Below are 18,469 nucleotides of genomic sequence, written 5' to 3'. Positions count from 1 at the left end.
GCCGTTTTGTTATAATCTTTACGCGAAAGTCAACGATTATTTCGCTTTCATAGATTTTAACTTGCGGTCCAAACGATGAATAGTATCAACAAAGCGAACCGTTCCTGTTTTATAACGCATTACAACGGATTCCGTACGAGCACCGCCGGCAAAGTATTTAATACCGGATAAAATATTGCCTTCCGTAATGGCCGTTGCGGAGAAAATTACGTCTTCACCGTGAACGAGGTCATCAATAGTCAATACTTTATTTAAATCCGTAATGCCCATAGCATGACAACGACGAACTTCTTCGTCATTTTCAGGCAACAAGCGCGCTTGCATATCGCCGCCCGTACATTTTAAAGCAGCCGCTGCCAAAACGCCTTCCGGAGCCCCGCCGGTACCGATAACCATGTGAATACCGGAGCCTTCAAGACCACATTCCATAGCCGGATTTACGTCACCGTCGGTGATTAAACGAATACGGGCACCCGCTTCACGAGCTTCGCGCATAATCGCTTCATGACGCGGACGATCAAGCATAACAATAGTCATATCATCAATACCGCGTTCCATTTTTTCAGCCACACGACGCAAGTTTTCAGTAACACTGGCATTCAAATCGATAACGCCTTTGGCACGAGGACCTACGCAAAGCTTCTGCATGTACATATCAGGAGCATGCAACAAACCGCCTTTAGGAGCGATGGCCAATACTGCGATAGCACCATTTTGACCTTTAGCAATCAGATTCGTACCTTCAATCGGATCCACCGCGATGTCCACAGCTTCACCGCCGGCACCTACTTCTTCACCGATGTAAAGCATAGGGGCTTCATCGATTTCCCCTTCCCCGATAACAACGGTACCCGAAATAGGTACTGTATCAAAGGTTTGACGCATAGCATCTACAGCGAGTTGATCGGCGCCGTCTTTCTCACCGCGACCAAGCAAACGACCACTGCGAAGCGCTGCCGCTTCCGTTACACGTACAAATTCCAAAGCTAATGTTCTATCCACAGTTTTTACCTCCTTAAAATGCCCTCTTACGTAGCAGGGCAACACGACTCCTTAATTATTTGTTGGCTGCTTCCCAATCTGCTAAGAATCTGGCAAGACCTGCATCCGTCAAAGGATGTTTCATCGAGGCAGTTAACACCTTGTATGGCACCGTGGCAATATGAGCGCCCGCTTTCGCACACTGCGTCATATGCATTGGTGTACGAACGGAGGCGGCAATAATTTCAGCCTTAATGTCATGCATAATAAAGATTTCGGCAATATCTTCAATCAAAGTAATGCCGTCCATGCTCATATCATCGATACGGCCTACGAAAGGACTAACGAATGTAGCACCGGCACGAGCGGCCAACAAAGCCTGGTTAGCGGAGAAGATTAAAGTAACGTTAGTTTTGATGCCTTCTTTGGAAAGAATCGAAACGGCTTTGAGACCTTCTTCCGTCATAGGAACTTTGATGACAACGTTTTTGCCCAATTTAACGAGCTCATGCGCTTCTTTGACCATTTCAGGTGCTTCAGTAGCAATAACTTCAGCACTTACAGGGCCGTCAACGAGTTCGGCAATCTGTTTGATCACTTCTTTAAGGTCGCGTTTTTCTTTAACAATCAAAGAAGGGTTGGTCGTTACACCGGCAACGAAGCCCATTTCATAAGCGGCTTTAATTTCATCAAAATTGGCAGTATCAATAAAAATTTTCATAGGAACTCCTTTTTAAAAACACTGTAGACCGTTAAATTTTATCGCATAGGTGAAGGTCTGACATTCGTCAGACCTTATGCCTTACACTTCTATTTTACAGGTTTAATTACTTCTGCGCCACCCATATATGGTTGTAAAACTTTAGGAATGCGAACGGAACCGTCAGCTTCCTGATTGTTTTCCAAAATAGCGGCTACCGTACGACCTACAGCCAAACCGGAACCATTCAAGGTATGAACGAATTCAGGTTTGCTCTTCGCATCGCGACGGAACTTGATATTACCGCGGCGTGCCTGGAAATCGGTCATATTGGAGCAGGACGAGATTTCACGGTAGCAATCCTGAGCCGGCATCCAAACTTCTACGTCGTAGGTTTTAGCGGAACCGAAGCCGATATCACCGGTGCAAAGGGTAATTACACGATGTGGTAATTCCAATAAACGTAATACTTCTTCCGCATTATCAGTTAAAGATTCGAGTTCCTGATAGGATGTTTCAGGGGTAGCGAATTTTACCATTTCAACTTTGTTGAACTGATGCTGACGAATGAGACCGCGTGTATCGCGACCGGCCGAACCGGCTTCCGCACGGAAACAAGCGGTGAAAGCCGTGTAGTATTTAGGCAATTCATCTGCACTCAAAATTTCGCCCGCATGGAAGTTCGTAAGAGTAACTTCAGCGGTCGGAATGAGGAAGTATTCCGTGTTTTCTACTTTATACATATCTTCGGCAAATTTAGGCAATTGGCCAGTGTTGGTTAAAGTCTGACGAGTTACCATATACGGTGTCATCATTTCGGTATAGCCTTGTTGTTCGGTGTGAAGATCAAGCATGAAGTTGATCAACGCACGTTCCAAACGGGCACCGAGGCCTTTGTAGAATGTGAAACGGGCACCACTTTCTTTAGCGGCACGTTCCCAATCTAAAATATCGAGGCTTTCGCCTAAATCCCAGTGAGCCTGAATAGGGAAATCAAATTCACGAGGTTTGCCCCAACGACGCATTTCAGGATTGTCGTTTTCATCTTCCCCTACCGGTACGGATGCATCGCACATATTAGGCAACATGAGGGCAATGTTTTGGAGTGAAGATTCAGTTTCACGAATTTTGCCGTCAAGCTCAGCAATTTTGTCGCCCACTTTCTGCATTTCCGCAATTTTATCGTCCGCATTTTCTTTATTGCGTTTTAACTGACTGATTTCTGCGGTTACTGAGTTGCGCTGTGCTTTTAATTGTTCTACTTCTTGAATTAAATCCTTGCGCAAATCATACAATTTGGCAAAGTTTTCCAAATCGCCGGTGGTATGGCGATTGTCCAAGTTTTGCTGTACTGCTTCCAGATTTTCTCTAACGAAACGTAAATCTAACATATCCATAACCTCTTACTTAAAATGCGTGCCCAATGGCACAATGTATTATTAATTACACTTAATCATACCACATCTGCACAGTTTTTGCCATGAAAAAAAGTGGCCACGCATATTACATGGCCACCATACAGTGTTTCCGTATAAAATTATATCTTACTTATTCAGCTTTGTCAGCTTCTTCAGCTTCAACAGCTTTAGCTTCCGTTTCCGGTTTCATGAGTGGGAATAACAACACATCACGAATAGAAGCGGAATCAGTTAAGAACATAACGAGACGGTCGATACCGATACCGAGGCCCGCTGTTGGCGGTAAACCATATTCCAAAGCGGTTACGAAGTCTTCATCCATGCGGTGAGCTTCATCATCGCCGGCGGCACGTTCCTGTAACTGTTTTTCAAAACGTTGACGCTGATCGATTGGGTCGTTCAACTCGGAATAACCGTTCGCCAATTCACGACCGTATACGAAGGCTTCAAAACGTTCCGTAGTCAATGGTTTTTCACGGTTCTGTTTAGCCAATGGAGAAATTTCCAACGGATGACCGTAAACGATGGTTGGTTCAATCAAGTTTTCTTCTACATAGTCTTCGAAGCAAAGATTGATAATTTTGCCGATACCGTCGCGGTCCGTGTATTCCACATTCAAGCGATCCGCAATAGCGCGCGCTTCTTCCAATGTTTCAACGGCGTCGAAATCTTCGCCCGTATATTTCTTGATGCCTTCCTGCATAGTAATACGGTTCCAAGGCGGCGTCAAATCAATTTCAGTGCCCTGGTAGTTGATTTTAGTCGTACCGAGTACTTCCTGTGCACAGTAAGCCACGATGTTTTCAGTCAACATAATGGCATCTTCGAAGTTGCCGTAAGCCTGGTAAGATTCCATCATGGTGAATTCAGGGTTATGGCGGTTATCGATACCTTCGTTACGGAAGGAACGGTTAATTTCGAATACCCGTTCCAAACCGCCTACGATAAGGCGTTTTAAGTGTAATTCAGGGGAAATACGCATGTAAATGTCGATATCAAGCGCATTGTGATGAGTAATGAACGGACGAGCCGCAGCACCACCCGGAATAGCGTGGAGCATTGGTGTTTCCACTTCCATGAACTGATGAGCGTTCATGTACTGACGCATTTTAGCCACGATTTGGGTGCGTTTAATAAAGGTATCGCGCACTTCCGGATTTACAATCAAATCCACATAGCGTTGACGATAGCGAAGTTCCGTATCTTTTAAACCATGCCATTTTTCAGGTAACGGACGCAAAGATTTAGAAAGCAATGTAAGTTTGTTAACTTTAATAGTGATTTCGCCCATGTGTGTGCGGAATACATGGCCTTCGATACCTACGATATCGCCCATGTCGAGCATTTTCACATGTTTATAAACATCTTCACCTAAAATATCTTTACGCAAGTAGATCTGAATATCACCGGTTAAATCACGAATATTGGCAAATGCCGTTTTACCGTGGGATCGAATCGTCATAAGACGACCGGCTACGGTTACCGGCTGATCTTCAAAATCACGGAAGTTGTCTTTTATTGTTGCCGCATGCTGCTGTACTACAAAACGCTGGCCAAAAGGATACACTCCGTCTGCCTCGTATTGCGCAAGCTTATCGCGACGAATTAACATTTGATCATTTAATTCCTGCTGTTGTTCTTGTACTGTAGTCGCTTTTTCTTCGCTCACTTACATGGCCTCCTAACTTCATCTGCTCAAATACGGTATTACTTATAGTATAACAGTTTTGAGCCCATTTTTGGTATATTTTATTGGCTGCCACCTTATTAGCTGGCTACTGCCGTATTAGCTGATTGCTAAAATTTTGAAAGTCGCTACACCGTCCGGTGTATTCACTTCAACGGTAGCACCTTTTTTCTTACCGAGAATAGCGCTGCCTACCGGCGATTCATTAGAAATACGGTTGTTGAAAGGATCCGCTTCGGAGGAACCTACAATTACATAATCCAATTCTTCGTTAAATTCTTCGTCTAATAATTTAACTTTACTGCCCACGGATACTACGTTTTTACGAGTTTTTTCGTCAATAATTTTAGCCGTGTTAATTTTATTTTCTAATTCAATGATATGACCTTCGATAAAAGCCTGTTCATTTTTTGCATCATCATATTCAGAGTTTTCACTGATGTCGCCATATTCGATAGCCGTTTTAATACGCTGCGCTACTTCAATACGACGAACAGATTTGTAATGAGCTAATTCTTCTTCAAGTTTCTTAAGACCTTCTGCGGTTAACAGTGTTTCTTTAACTTCTGCCATAATAGGACTCCTCTTCCAATAGTTGTTTAGCTATAAAGAAAAAGTGTCATACACTGACACCTTTGCTTTACATCACATATTTTTACGCTTTTTACGTAATTTACGTAATATTATAACAATAATTTTACTGCATTGTCAATTTTACTACAGTGCAATTTTACTGCCTTGTCAATTCGGCAGCATACGTGGCAATAGCCTCTTTAAAGGCTGCTTCCGTATATAATGTATTGATTCGATTACGCCATTTAGCCGACTCCGGCAGCCCCTTAATATACCAGCCGGCGTGGGTACGAATTTCACGTACGCCCAGCGCCGTCCCCTTATATTTACACAAGAGTTCAAAATGACGCAATAACATGTTCAAACGTTCATGAGCCGTTGGTTTCGGCAACAAAGTACCGTTAGCCAAATACTGATTCACCTCGTTAAAAATCCACGGATTTCCTTGGGCACCGCGACCAATGAGAACCGCGTCGCAACCTGTTTCATCAAGTAACGCTTTAGCGGATACAGCATCCACCACATCACCGTTCCCCATTACGGGTATCTTCAACGCCTCTTTTACTTCTTTAATATAGGACCAATCGGCATGCCCCATGTACATCTGCTCCCGCGTACGACCGTGAACGGCTACGGCAGCAACGCCAACCGATTCAATACGTTTTGCAAAATCGAGTACATTTTTGGATGTATCATCCCAGCCGAGGCGCATCTTTACCGTTACCGGTACTTTTGCAGCCTTAACGGCGGCTTCCGCCACACGGGCTGCCAAATCCGGTGTTTTCATAAGGGCTGAACCGTCACCGGATGATACTACTTTTTTAACCGGACAGCCCATATTGATATCCACAATATCGGCACCGGCACGCTCCACCACTTGCGACGCCAAAGCAATCGCTTCCGGGTCGGAGCCGAAAATTTGCATCGATACGGGATGTTCCACATCCTCCATGAAGAGTAAATCTTTCGTATGCTCATTTTCGTATTTAATGCCCATGGCGCTCACCATTTCGGTGCATACCAAAGCGGCGCCGTGCTCTTTTGCAAGGAGCCGATAAGCAATATCGCTGACCCCCGCCATGGGAGCCAGCACAGCCCGACCGGTAATCGGCACATCGCCGATATACCAGGTCGAATTATTTATTTCGTTCATACAACAATCGTAATCCTTCTAGGGTCAACATCGGCTCGATATAATCGATAACGTCCGTTTCCGCATTGATTAAATGAGCCAAACCGCCGGTGGCAATGACCTTTACACCTTCCGGCATTTCTTTTTTCATGCGAGCCACAATGCCTTCCACCTGACCCACATAACCGAAGAGAACACCGGATTGCATGGAGGTTACTGTGCTTTTACAAATAACCTGGCCCGGATTTTTCACTTCAATACGTGGCAATTTAGCGGCACGCTGGAAGAGGGCTTCCGCCGAAATCTGCACGCCCGGTGCGATAGCACCGCCGATATAATCGCCGTTTGCCAAAATGGCGCAATAAGTTGTGGCCGTACCGAAATCGATAACAATCAACGGACCGCCATACTTTTCATAAGCCGACACGGCATTAACAATGCGGTCTGCCCCCACTTCGCGGGGATTATCGTATTTAATGGCCATACCGGTTTTGGTTCCCGGCCCTACAATAATCGGTTTAACATTAAAATAGCGCAGGCAAACGCGCTCCAATGTAGGCATCAACGGTGGAACTACCGATGAAATAATAATTGCCTCAATGTCGTTGATATTGACTTGGCGATCGTGAAAAAACAAGTTCATCAACAATACGCCATATTCGTCGGTCGTACGGACGCGGTCCGTGGAAATTCGCCAATGACCGACCAATTCTTTCTTTTTATATACGCCGAGTACAATATTGGTGTTACCTACATCAACCACTAATAACATGTTTATGTCAGCCTCCTACTTTATGTGCTGGTCGTATGGACACGTCACCGGCCACCACTCGTTCTACGGAGCCATCAGCACGTTCTATCATAAGATTGCCATCGCGATCAAGGTCGATGGCTTTACCTTCATACGTATTGCCCGGAGCCCGTACTTCTACGTCCTGCCCCAAAGTAATACTGAATTCCTTCCATTCTGCCAAAGTGCTGTCAAACCCTTCAGCCAACACTTTATTATACTGCATTTCCATCTCTTGTAAAATAATATTTAATGCCTGCCGGCGATCAACTTCAACGCCTTCCATGGCAAAAGATGTCGCTACATCTTTAATAAATTCAGGCAGTTCATCCTGTGTACTGCCCGTATTAATGCCGATACCCATGACAATATACGAGATGGCTTCCATGGTACCGTTCATTTCAGTTAAAATACCCACTAATTTACGGCCGTTTACCAAAATATCATTCGGCCATTTAATCCCTGCTGTATTGAGGCCTAAACGGCGGAATGCTTTAATGAGCGCCACCGCCGCCATGAGCGTACATTTAGGAGCTTCAATCGGCAAGAAAGAAGGGCGCAATACGATACTGAACCAAAGGCCTTTGCCATATGGTGAAAACCATCCGCGATTTAAACGACCGCGACCGGCTACCTGTTCTTCCGCTACTACTACAGTACCCTCCGGCGCACCTTCCGTGGCCAATTGACGGGCTACTGCGTTACTGGATTCAAGACTTGGTACATAGTGATAATTGCGTCCGAATGTTTTTGTCGTCAAAACCGATTCCATTTCAAGGGGACTCATTAAGTCGGGCTCATCCACCAAGCGATAGCCTTTTTTAGTGAATGATTCAATAATATACCCTTTTTTACGCAAAGCTTCAATATGTTTCCAAATAGCCGTACGCGAAACTTTGCACCGTTCCGACATGCGTTGGCCTGATACAAATTCACCTTTATTCTCACGAAGCAGCTCTAATATTGCATCTCTCATCCTAATTGATGCCTCCTTTATGAAAAAGGGCCGCCTTACCGGCGGCCCTATGCCAATCGGTGTATACCGATTATTATTTGTTTGTGTCAGATGTGTCGCCGTTAGTTGTACCGGAGTTTGCACCTTCAGATTCGGTGGCAATAGCATCAGGAACGATAATCCCCGCTGCTTCCAAGGCACTCTTAGCGCCATTTACTTCCACTGTATTTGGGTCCGTAATAGTTCCGTATTTATACAAGTTCTCGATTTGAGTATGGTCAATGGTTTCTTCTTCCAAGAGCACATTCGCCATATTGTGCAAGAACTCGATATTATCGGATAACAACTGCATTACGTCATTATAAGCTTCCGAAACAATTTTATGCATTTCCGCATCAATTTTTTCGGCTACCGCTTCACCATAGTTGCGTTCATGACCAAGGCTACGGCCTAAGAACACCTGTTCCTGATGTTCGCCGAATACGAGTGGTCCCAATTCATCACTCATACCGAGGCGCGTAATCATATGACGAACGATGTTGGTAACTTGCTGTAAATCGCCGGACGCACCGCTACTGATTTCTTTCAATACGAGTGCTTCCGCACAACGACCGCCCAAGGCTACACGGATACGTGCGAGCATCTGGGATTTTATCATATAATTCTGTTCTTCCACAGGTAACATCATGGTGTAACCGCCGGCACGACCGCGCGGAATAATTGTTACTTTGTGAACCGGATCGGCATCAGGCAATAAATGAGCCACGATGGCATGACCGGATTCATGATACGCCGTCAAACGACGTTCTTTGTCACTTACTACATGACTGCGGCGTTCCGGACCGTAACTTACTTTTTCACTGGCTTCTTCCAAATCGGCCATAGTAACTTGTTTACGATTCTGACGAGCAGCCAATAAAGCAGCTTCATTCAACAAGTTGCTCAAATCGGCACCGGTAAAGCCCGGAGTCTTTTTGGCAATTGTGCGTAAGTCCACATCCTCAGCCAACGGTTTGTTGCGAGCATGTACTTTTAAAATAGCTTCACGACCGCGCAAATCAGGTTTATCTACTGTTACCTGACGGTCGAAACGACCCGGACGAAGTAAGGCCGGATCCAAGATATCAGGTCGGTTGGTAGCGGCGATGGTAATAATACCTTCGTTTGCACCGAAACCGTCCATTTCAACGAGTAACTGGTTCAACGTCTGTTCGCGTTCATCATGACCGCCGCCGAGACCGGCACCACGTTGACGACCTACCGCATCAATTTCGTCAATGAAAATGATACAAGGCGCATTTTTCTTAGCTTGTCCGAAAAGGTCACGTACACGGGAGGCACCGACACCAACGAACATTTCTACGAAGTCGGAACCACTGATGCTGAAGAACGGTACGCCCGCTTCCCCGGCTACGGCACGAGCCAATAAAGTTTTACCTGTGCCCGGAGGTCCGAATAAAAGAACACCTTTAGGAATTTTCGCGCCGATAGCATTAAATTTGCCCGGATTGCGCAAGAATTCTACAACTTCTTCCAATTCTTGTTTAGCTTCATCCGCACCGGCTACATCTTTAAAAGTTACATTAACTTTGCCTTCGCCCTGCATTTTAGCACGGCTTTTGCCAAAGTTCATAACGCGACCGCCGCTGCCCTGCGTCTGTTGCATGATAAAGAACCAAACACCAATCAACAAGAAGATTGGCAATACAGAGCTCAATAAGCCCATCCACCAGGAAGGTTGTTCCGGTGGTTTTGCAGTGATTTGTACTTCATTTGTAGTCAGCTGATTCATTAAAGTAGGATCAGTCGGAGCATAGGTACTGAACTCCGTACCGTTCTTAAGCTTACCAACAATGGCATGGTTATCCGTAATGGTAATACTGTCTACTTTCTTCTGCGTTACATACTGTAAAAAGCTGGTGTAACTAATCTCTGACTTTGCCGTATTTGTACTGGAGAACGAATTGATAACTGTAGCCGCTGCCACAATAATCAAAATGTACAACAGTGCATTTTTCATAAAACGACCCAATCTATTACCCCTTTCAAAATGTCTCAATATGATTTATTTATCATCACTATATCGAAAAAATATATTCTGACAAACATATTACCATATTTTAGGTTAACATACAATGCATTTGTAATTTATATTGATTATTGTCTATATTTATTTTGATGTGTATACTTCTTCTTTAAGTACGCCGATATATGGCAAATTACGGAATCTTTCAGCGTAATCTAAGCCGTAACCGACTACGAAATAATCAGGAATCACAAAGCCCTGATAATCTACGTGCACGTCTACCGTACGGCGATCCGGTTTGTTTAGTAACGCTACCAAACGAACGCTCTTGGCGTTACGGGATTTTAAGTTTTCCAATAAATAGTGAAGCGTATTGCCCGTATCTACAATATCTTCAACAACAATGACATGCTTGCCTTCTACCGGTTTGTCCAAGTCTTTCATAATGCGCACTACACCGCTGCTTACCGTGCTGTTGCCATAACTGGAGCAAGAGATAAAATCTAAAGCTACATTGCCTTCAATGGCACGCGCCAAATCGGCAAAGAATACTACGGCCCCTTTTAATACGCACACGAGAACTACGTCCTCGCCTTTATAATCAGCAGAAATCTGTTTGCCCAGTTCGGCAACCCGTTCCCGCAAGGCTTCTTCAGTGATTAATACTTCCTTAATGGAATCTAACATTTACTTTTCCTCCTCGATAGAACAAGCCCAATATTCACTCGTTTGCTCATCCCACACAATTGTGGTCGTCTTCGGCTGCACTTTTGAAAAAACTACCTTATCACCGCATATAAACCATAAAGCATCCCGCTCCTCAGTCGGCACTTTACGATCTATGAGCCAGTCTTTCAGCTTTTTATGTCCCCATATACGACCGTCACGACGCGTCAACACTATACGGTCACCGGCCTTGCGCTGTCGAATTTCAGGGCCCTTAGCTGCCAAGCGGCGCGGAATTAACAGATTCTCTCCGGTTTTTAAAGGCATCGGCTCCACCACCGGCCCTGCCCATGTGAGTGCTCGTAATTCCCTTATGCGATATTGAGTCATTTTCAAATCAAATGCTACTAAACGTCCAATTTGTATTATATCATATTGCGCCGCAACCTTCACCTGTGAACACATAAATTGTTTTCTTTTTTTGCCCTTTACGACTTGTCTGAGTTCGGCCACATGAGCACCGGAGAAAGTATTTTTTATGTCAAAAAGGCCAAACACATATCGCCACAAACGATAAAATAAAGCATCCGGCAAAGCGGCCACTTCATTTCGTTTTAACTCTATATAAGGTGTGTCTGCTTCTTTTTGGGTACACACAATGCACAATTCGTTAAATTTTCGCTTTGCTTCAGCGGTCAAAAAAGCCTCATCCTGCCCCATATGCTCACCTAACCGAGCCAATGTGGCCACAATATTAGGATTAAACTCTTTTAATAAAGGCAGCACTTCCAGCCTCAAACGGTTGCGCATATAAATAGGCTCGTCATTTGTCTTGTCGTGAGCAAAAGGCAACGCCAATGCCTTCACATACGTTAAAATCTCTTCTTTCGTAACTCCTAAAAAGGGGCGCCAAAGATCGTCCGCGATTACTTGCATGCCGGTGAGCCCGGCCGTACCGCTGCCGCGAATCAGATGAGCCAAAATAGTTTCCGCCTGGTCGTTCTCATGATGAGCCGTGGCAATATAATCATAACCTTCAGCTTGGCAGATGCTTCTAAAAAACTCATAACGCAAACGGCGACCGGCCGTTTCGACAGATTCACCGGATTTCTCGGCCGCCGCAGCTGCATCAATAGTAAGGGGATAGAACGGTAAGTCGTGGGCCTTCGCATAATGCGCTACCATAGCCAGCTCGTCTTTACTTTCAACGCGCAAGGAATGGTCTACACAGGCCACACCGATTGCGAGAGCCGCCTCAGTGCCCTCACCTTTAGTTGCCATAAGCCAATGCAGCAGTGCCATCGAATCGGGCCCGCCGGAACAAGCTACCAGCACTTTACTATTTGGCGGCACCGTACCATGCTTTTGGGCAAAGGCTGCTACTTTATTTTCAAAGGATGCAATAATAAACTCCTTCTTTTCAATGTTAACCATGTGTCCACCTCCCTTCTCACTATCTTTTCAGCACTATATATTTATTTCACCAAACGTTGTTGCATTCCTTCCATGCCGTCGCGTTCACTCACGATAACATGAGGGATTTCGTGCCAATCCATGAAGGATGTTGAAATTTCGGCGCCGGCCACAATAATATCCGCTCTGGTAGCCGGTAAGCCCGGTACCTGTAACCGTTCTTCCGGCGTCATATAACGAAGTTCCAGAATCATGCCTTCAATGACGGCACGCGTCAACTGATGCCCTTGAATGAGGCCCGGATTATATTCCGTCATTTTAAGATGCATAGCCGCCAAGGTCGTAGCCGTGCCGCCTACAGCAATGAACTCACCAAAAGGCCCTTCAATCGGCAACGGATCAAACCAAGGCCGTGTCTCCTGCCAAACTTCCTGCGGTCCTTCATCGGAACGTTCTTTGAGGCGTACCGCCCCAATCGGGTAAGAACGATTCCAATAGGCCCCTTCGGCTGTGCCGAGAGCGATTTCCGTACTGCCCCCGCCGATGTCGATTAAACCGAAATGGCGTTCATCACCGGGGAATGAGCTTATAGCGCCGGCAAATCCGAGAGCCGCCTCTTCTTCACCGGTAATCACATTCGGTTCCATAGGACAAACTTTAGCTGCCTCTGCCATGAATGCCTCACCGTTAGCTGCTTCACGTACGGCACTGGTAGCCACCCCTACTACACGGGTAGCGCCGTAACTTTCGATGAGCCCTTGGATTTCTTTTAACGCATCCAAGCTGCGCGTCATAGCCTCTTCGGTCAATTGACCGTCTGCCGCTCTTTGGCCGAGACGCGTAGTCCAAAGGCGTTTCGGCTCATTGTGCCACTCTTTACCGTCATAGGTGCCGAGCAACAAACGTAACGAATTGGAGCCTAAATCAACGATTGCCGCTTTTACTGTTGTATCTGCCATAATTTTCCTCCAAAATATCCCGGAACTATAAGTTAATCATTGATCATTAATCACAATTAAAATATAATACCAACCGGCTATAAATAAAAAGATGATGCGAAGCTTCGCATCATCTCACTGTTTAATCTCTGCGACCTCCACGACCGCCACGTTTGGATTCGGTATTTCGTTTTAAATCCGTCAATCGTTCTTCGCTGTCTTTTAAGAAACGACTCATTTTATCTTCAAAGGACATACCGCCGCTTTTGCGTTCAAAAGAATTACGGCGATTACCATCGTGAGCACTGCGAGCATGCCCGTCATGCTGGCGTGGGCGGAACTCTCGTTCTCTAGGTTCACGATTCTCAGTCTTTGGCGCTCTTGGCGCAGCTTCCGGTTTAGGTAATGTTTGCTTAATCGATAAGCTGATCTTACCTTTTTCATCCACACTCAAAACTTTAACCTTAACTGTGTCTGCTTCTTTAATAAAATCCGAAATATTTTCCACATATTCATTCGCAACTTCTGAAATGTGCACCAAACCCGTTTGTTTGTTACCTAAGTCCACAAACGCACCAAATTTCGTGATCCCCGTAACAGTGCCTTCAAGAACACTACCTACTTCAATGGCCATGCTAACCCAATGTCCTCCTAAAATTACTAAAAACGTTGTGCCGTAATACATGCACACTAGTTTAATTATATAGGGCTTTGAAAAACCTTGTCAACTGATATTTAACGAATGTACAACTTACATAAGAATAAATTATAGCCCGTAAAAAATGCCGTAAATACACTGCTCGCGTACCGATTTTTCAGTTTCCTATTTCACATACGGTACTTCGCCCGGCTTTACCAAACCCAATTCATCCCGTGCTACTCCTTCAATCTCTTTTGGATCCTGAAGACGCTGTTTATCCTGTTCCAGCGCTTCATTGCTCTTCTTCAATTCTTCGATTTGAAGTTGTAACTGATGCTGCTGTTGTTTGATAACATAAATATCATACATCGTGCGCAAAATAAAGATAAGACCTAACGCAAGTATAATAATTTGTGCCCACATTATAATTTTATTACGTTTCGGTCGTTCCCTATGGCCCGCACGGGGGCCTTTTTTTATCTCCTCTGCCATATTCTAGTCCTCATCGTCACGTACTGCTTGAATGAGCCTATTATAACATTAATATCGAAACTCATCAATGAATCATTACCTTGATGTCAGCCAAATAAATTCACCCATTTATTCACTGCCAAGGTCTATTGATTTCACCGCTTGAGTATACCCATATTCCTTACAATTATGCTTCGTCCAATTCTTTTATTCTGTCCCCAATAGCCTGCCCCTGAAAAATAAAGTTAGGATACAATTCCTTGAGCGGCACTAAAACAAACGCCCTATCCCACAAATAAGGATGAGGCATCGTTAATGTTTCACTTTGCACCTCTATGATGCGTCCGTCTTCTTTTTCAGCCCACACGATATCGAGATCAAGTGTGCGCGGCCCCCAGTGAACAAGGCGTTCCCGGCCAGCCGCTTTCTCAAGCGTCTGCATCACCTGCAGCATGGCCTCCGGCCCCAAAGTAGTCACAACTTTACAGGCACCATTCAAAAACGGCCCCTGATTCGTGTTGCCCCACGGCGCTGTTTCCAGCCATTTAGATGGTGTCACCGACTCAATATTTTCATGACGCCGTAAGCCCTCAATGGCAGTGGCCAAATATTGCTCACGGTCGCCTAAATTAGATCCCAAACTGAGATAATAGATATATTTCATCAAAAAGTCTCACCTACATTTGACCTCGCGTAATGGTAATTTCCGCATAATCCAGCATGCCCGGAATCGGCACGGCCGGTTTACGAATGGCCACAGCGAGACCGATAATGCCGCGATAATTATTCCATAATTCATCGGCAATCAAAGTACCCACTTTTTCCAATATTTTTTGCGGTTCCCCCGTCACGACACGTTCCACCGTATTATATATTTCCACATAATTAATGGAGTCCGCCAAATCGTCGGACTGACCGGCTTTAGTCAAATCGATTAAAATCGTTACATCCACAAAAAAACGCTGGCCCTGACTGTTTTCCGATTCCAAGTTCCCATGATACCCGAAAAAGCCCATATTTTTTAAAACAATCTTATCCATTAGAACTCTCCTCTCAGCAAGGCATCCGCTACGGTCAATGCTTTTTTGTGCATATCTACATTGTGCACGCGCACCATATCTATCCCCTGAATTAAGCCCGTAATACACGCGGCCACTGTGCCTTCGTCACGTTGATCCGGTGGGCAATCATTGAGCATGGCCCCGATAAAACGCTTACGACTCGGTGCCAACAAAACAGGGTATTCATAGGCCGTCAATTCGCCGAGACGCTGCATAACTTCAATATTTTGCTCGCCCGTTTTGCCAAAACCGATACCCGGATCGAGCCAAATGTTCTGCGGTAAAATTCCTTCTTTTAAGGCAATGTCCACAGACGCAAAGAAAAAGGCTTTCATGTCTTCGATGATATCGCCGTAATTCGTATCGTTCTGGTTGTGCATGATGATAACCGGCACCTTGTGTTTAGCCGCTACGGCCGCAATATCCGGGTCGTAACGAAGGCCCCAAATATCGTTGAGAATATGAGCCCCGTGGGACAGTGCATAATCCGCTGTTTCAGCCCGATAGGTATCAATGGAAATTGGTACCTTCGTGGCTTCCAATACAGGACCTAAGAGCGCCTCCATACGGCTGATTTCTTCTGCCACCGAAATATGCGTATGACCGGGACGAGTCGATTCTACGCCAAGGTCGATTAAATCGGCACCTTGAGCTTCCATTTCACGAGCATGCGCGATAGCCGCTGTCGGTGTGTTATATTTGCCGCCGTCGGAGAACGAATCAGGCGTCCCATTTAAAATTCCCATAATCAAGGTACTGTTATTGAGCACCAACGTTCTACCGTCGTCCCATTTATAACTGCGTCGTTTGAACATCCGTTGAACCTCCTAAAATAGTCAAAGCTTCTTCCCGAAGCTGTCCCGTCCGGCTTAACACGCCGCGACATTCCATGGTTACAACGGCCGTTCCTTGTTGCAACTCGCCTTTAATAAGCATACATAAATGTGTTGCTTTAATACGTACCATCACGCCTTCCGCTTCCAAATCCGTCTCCAAAGCCGTCGCAATCTCGCGGGTCATGCGCTCCTGGAGCTGCGGTCGATGGGCAAACAAGTTCACCAAATCACTGAGCTTACTGAGCCCTGCTACACGACCATCCTTCGGTTGGTAAATAATATCGGCAGTGCCGAAAAAAGGCATCAAATGATGTTCACATACAGAATAGAAAGGAATATTCGTTACCGCTACCAAGCCTTTGTACTCGGTAGGGAAAATATCGCCCCAAATCTCAGCGCTGGACTTATTCATGCCGGCAAACAACTCTTCATATAAACCGGCCACCCGTTGCGGCGTTTTCTCCATATCAGCCGCTTTTAAATCAATGCCCAAGGCTGTTAAAAACTGTGCAACACCCTCGCTGGCCTGTTCTTTCATGACAAGACCTCCTATACGATTTTAGTCGTCCACGATTCCACGTTCCACTCATCAGTGATCCAAGAGCGATAAAACTCCGGCTCATGGCTGACTACCAAAATCGTTCCTTTAAAACGACGTAACGCATCGGCCAATTCTTCCTTGGCGGCTACGTCCAAATGATTCGTCGGTTCGTCCAAAACCAACACATTGTACGGCTCCTGCATCAATTTGCAGAGTCGCACCTTCGCATTTTCACCGCCCGACAAAACGCGCATCTGGCTTGTAATGTGCTCATTAGTTAGCCCGCAACGAGCCAATGCTGCCCGTACTTCCGCATTCGTCATGGCCGGATATGCATTCCAAATATAATCAAGTGCCGTCATATCATTATGAGCACTGTCTTCCTGTTCAAAATAGCCGACTTGTAAAAAGTCGCCTCGTTCCACCTCACCGGCAAACGGTTTGATTAACCCCAACAATGTTTTGAGAAGCGTTGTTTTGCCGAGACCATTCACACCGCGTACGGCAATTTTCTGATTTCGTTCAAGCACCACATCCACCGGTTTAGTCAAGGCTGAATCATAACCAAGCACCAAATCTTTGGCGCTTACTACGAAGCGGCTAGGCGTACGGCCTTCTTTAAAACCAAAGGATACTTCCAAATGAACCTTCGGTTTGTCCAAAATCTCCATTTTCTCTAAGCGCTTAGCCCTGGAGTTCGCCATGCCACGCGTCGCCACGCGAGCCTTATTACGCTGAATGAAGTCTTCCATGCGGGCAATTTCCTGCTGCTGCCGCTCATAGGCTTTCACCGCTTGCGCACGCTGCACTTCATAAGCTGCAAGGAACTGTTCGTAGTTCCCCGTATAACGCGTCAACTGCGCCTGTTCGATGTGATAAATCACGTTGACTACGGAATTTAAGAACTCCATATCATGAGAGATGAGGATAAAGGCGTTTTCATAATTTTGCAAATAATTCTTAAGCCACTCAATATGCTCCACGTCTAAATAGTTGGTCGGTTCGTCCAAGAGCAAAATAGTCGGTTTTTGCAATAAAAGCTTCGTCAATAATACCTTCGTACGCTGACCGCCGCTGAGTTCGTTAACGAGACGGTCGAGACCGATGTCTACAAGCCCAAGGCCCTGCGCCGTGCGCTCAATGGTGGCATTGATTTCGTAAAAACCGCGGTGTTCCAACTCTTCCTGCCACTCACCGGTTTTCTCCAAGAGCTCATTCATGCGATCTTCGTCACAATCGGTCATCTCCATGTACGCCGCCTGCAACTCTTTATCCAATTCAAATAAATCGCTGAACGCATCGCGTAGCACGTCGCGTATGGTCTGCCCTTCAGCCAACACGCTATGCTGATCCAAATAACCTACGGTACCCTTATTGGACCATTGCACCGTGCCTTCGTCAGGCAAAATTTTACCGGTTATAATATTTAAAAACGTGGACTTACCTTCGCCATTGGCGCCGATTAAGCCAACATGTTCACCTTTTAATAGTCGAAACGACGCATCATCCAAAATTTGACGGGCGCCGAAGCCATGCGTCACATGTGACACCGTTAGTACACTCATCAGTCATCTCCCAACCGCTCATCTAATGTAAAAGCCGTCTCAAAAAAGACGGCTTAATTTAACCATATATATTTTA

The 18,469-nt window shown here is 45.5% G+C and carries 19 protein-coding genes; all 19 read right to left on the bottom strand.

The genetic code is table 11. From position 1 onward, the window contains the following. Window positions 1-36 precede the first annotated feature (36 nt). The 19 genes from glpX to EO124_RS03925 all read right to left on the bottom strand — a co-directional run bounded on the left by glpX (window position 37) and on the right by EO124_RS03925 (window position 18,393). A complete protein-coding gene (gene glpX, locus EO124_RS04015; RefSeq protein WP_021840864.1) occupies window positions 37-1,002 on the bottom strand; it encodes a class II fructose-bisphosphatase in 966 nt (321 codons plus the stop codon). Window positions 1,003-1,057: 55 nt separating this feature from the next. Further along, on the bottom strand, window positions 1,058-1,702 hold the full coding sequence (fsa, locus tag EO124_RS04010; protein WP_021840863.1) for a fructose-6-phosphate aldolase: 645 nt from the start codon (window positions 1,700-1,702) through the stop codon (window positions 1,058-1,060). Window positions 1,703-1,791: 89 nt separating this feature from the next. Continuing rightward, window positions 1,792-3,072 (bottom strand): serine--tRNA ligase, encoded by a 1,281-nt coding sequence (serS, locus tag EO124_RS04005; protein ID WP_127058436.1) that lies wholly within the window; start codon window positions 3,070-3,072, stop codon window positions 1,792-1,794. 157 nt (window positions 3,073-3,229) lie between these two features. Next, window positions 3,230-4,768 (bottom strand): lysine--tRNA ligase, encoded by a 1,539-nt coding sequence (gene lysS, locus EO124_RS04000; protein WP_127058435.1) that lies wholly within the window; start codon window positions 4,766-4,768, stop codon window positions 3,230-3,232. Window positions 4,769-4,885: 117 nt separating this feature from the next. Continuing rightward, complete coding sequence (gene greA, locus EO124_RS03995; RefSeq protein ID WP_021840860.1) at window positions 4,886-5,359, bottom strand: transcription elongation factor GreA; 474 nt, start codon at window positions 5,357-5,359, stop codon at window positions 4,886-4,888. 157 nt (window positions 5,360-5,516) lie between these two features. Continuing rightward, window positions 5,517-6,512 (bottom strand): tRNA dihydrouridine synthase DusB, encoded by a 996-nt coding sequence (dusB, locus tag EO124_RS03990; RefSeq protein WP_127058434.1) that lies wholly within the window; start codon window positions 6,510-6,512, stop codon window positions 5,517-5,519. Next, on the bottom strand, window positions 6,496-7,263 hold the full coding sequence (locus EO124_RS03985; RefSeq protein ID WP_006556385.1) for a type III pantothenate kinase: 768 nt from the start codon (window positions 7,261-7,263) through the stop codon (window positions 6,496-6,498). Before EO124_RS03985 ends, dusB begins: the two co-directional genes overlap by 17 nt. Before the next feature lie 7 nt (window positions 7,264-7,270). Continuing rightward, the gene (locus tag EO124_RS03980) at window positions 7,271-8,257 is read right to left on the bottom strand and encodes a biotin--[acetyl-CoA-carboxylase] ligase (protein WP_127058433.1); all 987 of its coding nucleotides are present in this window, start codon (window positions 8,255-8,257) and stop codon (window positions 7,271-7,273) included. A gap of 73 nt (window positions 8,258-8,330) precedes the next feature. Beyond that, on the bottom strand, window positions 8,331-10,268 hold the full coding sequence (gene ftsH, locus EO124_RS03975) for an ATP-dependent zinc metalloprotease FtsH (protein WP_206512533.1): 1,938 nt from the start codon (window positions 10,266-10,268) through the stop codon (window positions 8,331-8,333). A gap of 138 nt (window positions 10,269-10,406) precedes the next feature. Continuing rightward, window positions 10,407-10,949, bottom strand: a complete 543-nt coding sequence (gene hpt / locus EO124_RS03970; RefSeq protein ID WP_021840855.1) for a hypoxanthine phosphoribosyltransferase — start codon at window positions 10,947-10,949, stop codon at window positions 10,407-10,409. Next, on the bottom strand, window positions 10,950-12,362 hold the full coding sequence (gene tilS / locus EO124_RS03965; RefSeq protein ID WP_127058431.1) for a tRNA lysidine(34) synthetase TilS: 1,413 nt from the start codon (window positions 12,360-12,362) through the stop codon (window positions 10,950-10,952). Window positions 12,363-12,403: 41 nt separating this feature from the next. Next, window positions 12,404-13,300: a Ppx/GppA phosphatase family protein gene (locus tag EO124_RS03960; protein WP_127058430.1), complete on the bottom strand. Its 897-nt coding sequence runs from the start codon at window positions 13,298-13,300 to the stop codon at window positions 12,404-12,406. Window positions 13,301-13,421: 121 nt separating this feature from the next. Then, window positions 13,422-13,913, bottom strand: coding sequence for a S1 domain-containing RNA-binding protein (locus tag EO124_RS03955; RefSeq protein ID WP_127058429.1), 492 nt, complete (start codon window positions 13,911-13,913; stop codon window positions 13,422-13,424). 189 nt (window positions 13,914-14,102) lie between these two features. Further along, window positions 14,103-14,411, bottom strand: coding sequence for an FtsB family cell division protein (locus tag EO124_RS03950; RefSeq protein WP_021840851.1), 309 nt, complete (start codon window positions 14,409-14,411; stop codon window positions 14,103-14,105). 166 nt (window positions 14,412-14,577) lie between these two features. Then, a complete protein-coding gene (gene folK / locus EO124_RS03945; RefSeq protein WP_127058428.1) occupies window positions 14,578-15,054 on the bottom strand; it encodes a 2-amino-4-hydroxy-6-hydroxymethyldihydropteridine diphosphokinase in 477 nt (158 codons plus the stop codon). 13 nt (window positions 15,055-15,067) lie between these two features. Next, a complete protein-coding gene (folB, locus tag EO124_RS03940; RefSeq protein WP_127058427.1) occupies window positions 15,068-15,430 on the bottom strand; it encodes a dihydroneopterin aldolase in 363 nt (120 codons plus the stop codon). Next, window positions 15,430-16,266 carry a dihydropteroate synthase gene (gene folP / locus EO124_RS03935; protein ID WP_127058426.1) on the bottom strand — a complete coding sequence of 279 codons (837 nt, stop codon included), beginning with the start codon at window positions 16,264-16,266 and terminating at the stop codon, window positions 15,430-15,432. Before folP ends, folB begins: the two co-directional genes overlap by 1 nt. Beyond that, entirely contained in the window at window positions 16,244-16,825 is a 582-nt protein-coding gene (gene folE / locus EO124_RS03930; protein ID WP_127058425.1) for a GTP cyclohydrolase I, read from the bottom strand. Before folE ends, folP begins: the two co-directional genes overlap by 23 nt. An 11-nt stretch (window positions 16,826-16,836) precedes the next feature. Further along, complete coding sequence (locus tag EO124_RS03925; RefSeq protein WP_127058424.1) at window positions 16,837-18,393, bottom strand: ABC-F family ATP-binding cassette domain-containing protein; 1,557 nt, start codon at window positions 18,391-18,393, stop codon at window positions 16,837-16,839. Window positions 18,394-18,469: the final 76 nt, after the last annotated feature.

The sequence above is a fragment of the Veillonella ratti genome (assembly GCF_003992115.1).
GTDB lineage: Bacteria > Bacillota > Negativicutes > Veillonellales > Veillonellaceae > Veillonella_A > Veillonella_A ratti.
This window is presented reverse-complemented; position numbering and strand designations above follow the sequence as displayed.